The following is a 4,817-nucleotide window of genomic DNA, read 5'->3' on the forward strand; positions in this document are numbered from 1 at the left end:
CCGTTTTCTTCCGGAGCTGCGCCGCATCCGGCAAGGGCAATCGCGGCACCGGCCGCAACGAACGCAGCAAGCGCGCGCTTGCGAGTGGAAATGGTCACGTATGCCTCCACGAAAAAGTGAACGGGCCTGCGCCAGTCGCAGACCATATCGGATACGGTACCCAGTGTTACCGCGTGTGACACCCGGTGAACGGTTAATGGTTATGAACCCGAGATGGAGCTGTCTCCCCCTCGGCTCACAACACGTCGCCGCGTCCGGTGAGCTTGAGCGATTCGACCACGCCCTTGACGCGCTGCGCATGCTCGGTCGTGGTGACCAGGAGCGCGTCCGGAGTGTCGACGACCACGATGTCCTGCACGCCGATCAGACTGACCACGCGCGAGGTCTGGCTGACGAGAATGCCCGTCGCGGCATCCGACAGCACCCGGGCCTTCGGCCCGAGAACGGCCAGATCGTTCTTGCGTCCATTGCTGATGAGCTTGGTGAGCGAGGCGAAATCGCCCACGTCGTCCCAATCGAAGTGCCCGGGGATGACGGCCAGACGCCCCTTCTCGGCGGCAGGCTCAGCCACCGCGTAGTCGATCGCGATCTTCTTGAGCTTCGGCCACACCCGATCGACGACCGGACCGCGGCGCTCACGGTCGTCCCAGGCTTCGGCCAGCTCCAGCAGTCCCGCGTGCAGCTCGGGCTCGTTCTCTGCCAACTCGTCCAGCAACACACTCGCCTTCGAGATGAACATCCCCGCATTCCACAGGAAGGACCGGTCGGCGTAATATTCCCGGGCCGTGTCGAGATCGGGCTTCTCGACGAAGCGTCGCACCGTCGCCGCCTCCGGTGCGCGGTCGACGATGAGCTCGTCGCCCTTCTGGATGTATCCGAATCCCACCGACGGCTCGGACGGCTGGATGCCGATGGTGCAGATGTAGCCCTCGCGCGCCACCGCGACCGCCTGCTCGACGGCGAACTCGAACGTGCGCGTGCCGCGGATGACATGATCGGCCGCGAATGAGCCGACGATGACATCGGGGTCTCGCCGATGCAGGATCGCGGCGGCGAGACCGATCGCCGCCGCCGAATCACGCGGTTCGGATTCGAGGAAGACATTGATGTCGGGGATGCCGGGCAGCTCGGCCTCGACGGCGGCACGGTGCGCGCGCCCCGTCACCACGGCGATGCGATCGGCGCCCGCAAGCGGTTCGAGGCGATCCCAGGTATCGCGCAGCAGCGAGTTGCCGGAACCGGTCAGATCGTGCAGGAACTTCGGTGCGTCCGCCCGGGAGAGCGGCCACAGCCGACTTCCGATGCCCCCTGCGGGGATGACAGCGTAGAAGTCATCGAACGGCGAAGTCATCCCCCCAGCGTAGCCGCGCAGAAAAATCTTGACATCAAGATAACTTAGGGTTGCCTTCGTCGCCTCTGACGCTGGACAGGAATAGGATGGGAGGCGATCGGGCACCCCTGCGGTCAGCTCAGACACAGGCAGTGCTACCGACCTCGCAACGATCAGGGAGGACGACCGTGTCCGCAGGCACTCGCTTGTCACCGTCGATTTCGGAGACCACGTCCAAGACGCCACGCGGCACCCTCTACCGAGGACGCGAAGGCATGTGGTCATGGGTGCTTCATCGCATCACCGGGGTCGCCATCTTCTTCTTTCTTCTCGTGCATGTGCTGGACACCGCGCTGATTCGCGTGTCGCCCGAGGCATACAACGCCGTCATCGGCACATATAAGAACGAGATCATGGCGCTGGGCGAGGTCGTCCTCGTCGCGGCGATCATCTTCCACGCGATGAATGGTCTGCGCATTATCCTCATCGACTTCTGGTCGAAGGGAGCCCGCTACCAGAGGCAATTGTTCTGGGGCGTGATCGCGGTCTGGGTGATCCTCATCGGCGGCTTCGCCGGCCGCCACCTCACCCTCGCTTTCAGCGGATTCGGAGGAGGTCACTGATGTCTGCACAGGCCACTGTCGCGCCAGCACGCCGCCACCGCGGGATCAACCTCGAGAAGTGGGGCTGGGTGTTCATGCGAGCATCCGGTGTCGTGCTGATCGTGCTCATCTTCGGACACCTCTTCGTCAACCTCATGGTCGGCGAAGGCATCCACGCCCTCGACTTCGCCTTCATCGCCGGCAAGTTCGCCACGCCGTTCTGGCAGTGGTGGGACGTGCTGATGCTGTGGCTCGCGCTCATCCACGGCGGCAACGGCATGCGCACCATCGTGAACGACTACGTGACGGGCCCGAAGGTGCGAAAGGCCCTGGTCGGTGCGATCGTTCTCGCCGCGGGGCTGCTGATCGTGCTCGGCACGCTCGTCGTGTTCACATTCGACCCGTGCTTGGGCGTGACCGAGTCGAGCACCCTGTGGGACTCGTGCCAGGCACTGGCCAAGTAGGAGAAAAGGCTAAAGAGTGACTACCGAAACGCAGGATTCCGTCGTTCGCGACGGCGTGCACTACCACCAGTTCGACGTCGTCATCGTCGGTGCCGGCGGCGCTGGCATGCGGGCAGCCATCGAGGCCGGGCCCGGCGCGAAGACAGCCGTGATCTCCAAGCTGTACCCCACGCGCTCGCACACGGGCGCGGCGCAGGGCGGCATGGCTGCGGCGCTCGCGAACGTCGAAGAGGACAGCTGGGAATGGCACACCTTCGACACCGTCAAGGGCGGCGACTACCTCGTCGACCAGGATGCCGCTGAGATCCTGGCGAAAGAGGCCATCGACGCCGTCATCGACCTCGAGAACATGGGCCTGCCGTTCAACCGCACGCCTGAAGGCAAGATCGATCAGCGCCGTTTCGGCGGCCACACCGCCGAGCACGGGAAGACTCCGGTGCGCCGCGCGTGCTACGCCGCCGACCGCACCGGACATATGATCCTGCAGACGCTGTTCCAGAACTGCGTCAAGCTCGGCATCAACTTCTTCAATGAGTTCTATGTGCTCGATCTCATCACCGTGAAGGACGACGCGGGCAGCACCCAGGTCGCCGGTGTCGTGGCATATGACCTCGCCACAGGCGAGCTGCACGTGTTCCAGAGCAAGGCCGTCGTCTTCGCAACAGGCGGCTTCGGCAAGATCTTCAAGACGACCTCCAACGCGCACACCCTCACCGGTGACGGCGTCGGCATCATCTGGCGCAAGAACCTGCCGCTGGAGGACATGGAGTTCTTCCAGTTCCATCCGACCGGTCTCGCCGGTCTCGGCATCCTTCTCACCGAGGGTGCACGCGGTGAGGGTGCGATCCTGCGCAATGAATCCGGTGAGCGCTTCATGGAGCGCTACGCCCCCACCATCAAAGACCTCGCACCGCGCGACATCGTCGCCCGCTCGATGGTGCAAGAGGTGCTCGATGGCCGCGGCGCCGGGCCGCACAAGGACTATGTGTACCTCGACTGCACCCACCTGGGCGCCGAGGTGCTCGAGACGAAGCTCCCCGACATCACCGAGTTCGCCCGCACATACCTGGGCGTCGACCCCGTCACGGAGCCGGTGCCGGTCATGCCGACCGCGCACTACGCGATGGGCGGAATCCCGACCAACACCAACGCCGAGGTGCTCGCCGACAACGACACCGTCGTTCCGGGCCTCTACGCCGCCGGCGAGTGCGCCTGCGTGTCGGTGCACGGTTCGAACCGTCTGGGCACCAACTCGCTGCTCGACATCAATGTCTTCGGCAAGCGCGCCGGCAACAACGCCGTCGCCTACGCGAAGACCGCCGAGTTCGTGCCGCTGCCCGAGAATCCCGCCTCCTTCGTCAAGGACATGCTCGAGACGATCCGCACCAGCAACGGCACCGAGCGCGTCGCGGTGCTGCGCAAGAAGCTGCAGGACGAGATGGACCGCGGCGCTCAGGTGTTCCGCACCCACGAGTCGCTTGAGCACGTGCTCGGTGTCATCAAAGAACTGCGCGAACGCTACAAGAACGTCTATGTCGACGACAAGGGACACCGCTTCAACACCGACCTTCTCGAGGCCGTCGAACTCGGGTTCCTGCTCGACATCGCCGAGGTCGTCGTCTACGCCGCGCAGAACCGTGAGGAGAGCCGCGGCGGCCACATGCGCGACGACTTCCCCAAGCGCGACGACGAGAAGTGGATGAAGCACACCATGGCGTATCTGACCGGCGACCCGCACTCGTCGACGCCTGCCGATCACATCAGACTCGACTCCAAGCCGGTCGTCCAGACCCGCTATGAGCCGATGGAGAGGAAGTACTGAGAATGTCGAACGCTGTCGCCGAGGCCCCCGCGGCCGCTGATCCCGCGGTCCAGTCGTTCCTGGTCACGTTCATCGTTCGTCGATTCGACCCCGAGCAGGACGCCGAGCCGCGCTGGGTCGACTATGACGTGGAGCTGTTCTCCACAGACCGCGTGCTGGATGCTCTGCACAAGATCAAGTGGGAAGTGGACGGTTCGCTGTCGTTCCGCCGCTCGTGCGCGCACGGCATCTGCGGATCCGATGCCATGCGCATCAACGGACGCAACCGCCTCGCCTGCAAGACGCTGATCAAGGATCTCGATATCTCCAAGCCGATCTACGTCGAGGCGATCAAGGGCCTGCCGCTCGAGAAGGACCTCATCGTCGACATGGAGCCGTTCTTCGCCTCGTACCGCGAGGTGCAGCCGTTCCTCGTCGCGAACTCCACCCCCGAGAAGGGCAAAGAGCGCGTCCAGACGATCGCCGACCGCGCGATCTTCGACGACACCACCAAGTGCATCCTGTGCGCGGCGTGCACCTCGTCGTGCCCGGTGTTCTGGACCGACGGGCAGTACTTCGGCCCCGCGGCGATCGTCAACGCGCACCGCTTCATCTTCGAC

General features: G+C 64.5%; 5 protein-coding genes. 4 read left to right on the forward strand and 1 reads right to left on the reverse strand.

What is annotated here, in order from left to right; genetic code table 11:
* Positions 1–235: 235 nt before the first annotated feature.
* On the reverse strand, positions 236–1,351 hold the full coding sequence (locus Q1J95_RS14440; RefSeq protein ID WP_300268796.1) for a mannose-1-phosphate guanylyltransferase: 1,116 nt from the start codon (positions 1,349–1,351) through the stop codon (positions 236–238).
* A 167-nt stretch (positions 1,352–1,518) separates the two neighbouring features.
* Between Q1J95_RS14440 and sdhC the strand changes: the two genes are divergently transcribed.
* The 4 genes from sdhC to Q1J95_RS14460 form a co-directional block, all read left to right on the forward strand.
* Positions 1,519–1,953 (forward strand): succinate dehydrogenase, cytochrome b556 subunit, encoded by a 435-nt coding sequence (gene sdhC / locus Q1J95_RS14445; RefSeq protein WP_300268799.1) that lies wholly within the window; start codon positions 1,519–1,521, stop codon positions 1,951–1,953.
* Positions 1,953–2,396, forward strand: coding sequence for a succinate dehydrogenase hydrophobic membrane anchor subunit (locus Q1J95_RS14450; protein ID WP_300268802.1), 444 nt, complete (start codon positions 1,953–1,955; stop codon positions 2,394–2,396). The genes sdhC and Q1J95_RS14450 overlap by 1 nt, the downstream gene beginning before the upstream one ends.
* 16 nt (positions 2,397–2,412) lie before the next feature.
* Complete coding sequence (gene sdhA / locus Q1J95_RS14455; protein ID WP_300268804.1) at positions 2,413–4,218, forward strand: succinate dehydrogenase flavoprotein subunit; 1,806 nt, start codon at positions 2,413–2,415, stop codon at positions 4,216–4,218.
* A 2-nt stretch (positions 4,219–4,220) separates the two neighbouring features.
* Positions 4,221–4,817 (forward strand): succinate dehydrogenase iron-sulfur subunit (locus Q1J95_RS14460; RefSeq protein WP_300268807.1); only part of this gene is annotated, 597 nt, incomplete at its 3' end.

Origin of the sequence: Microbacterium sp. (assembly GCF_029263575.1) — a bacterium.
In the GTDB taxonomy this organism is placed as follows: Bacteria; Actinomycetota; Actinomycetes; order Actinomycetales; family Microbacteriaceae; genus Microbacterium.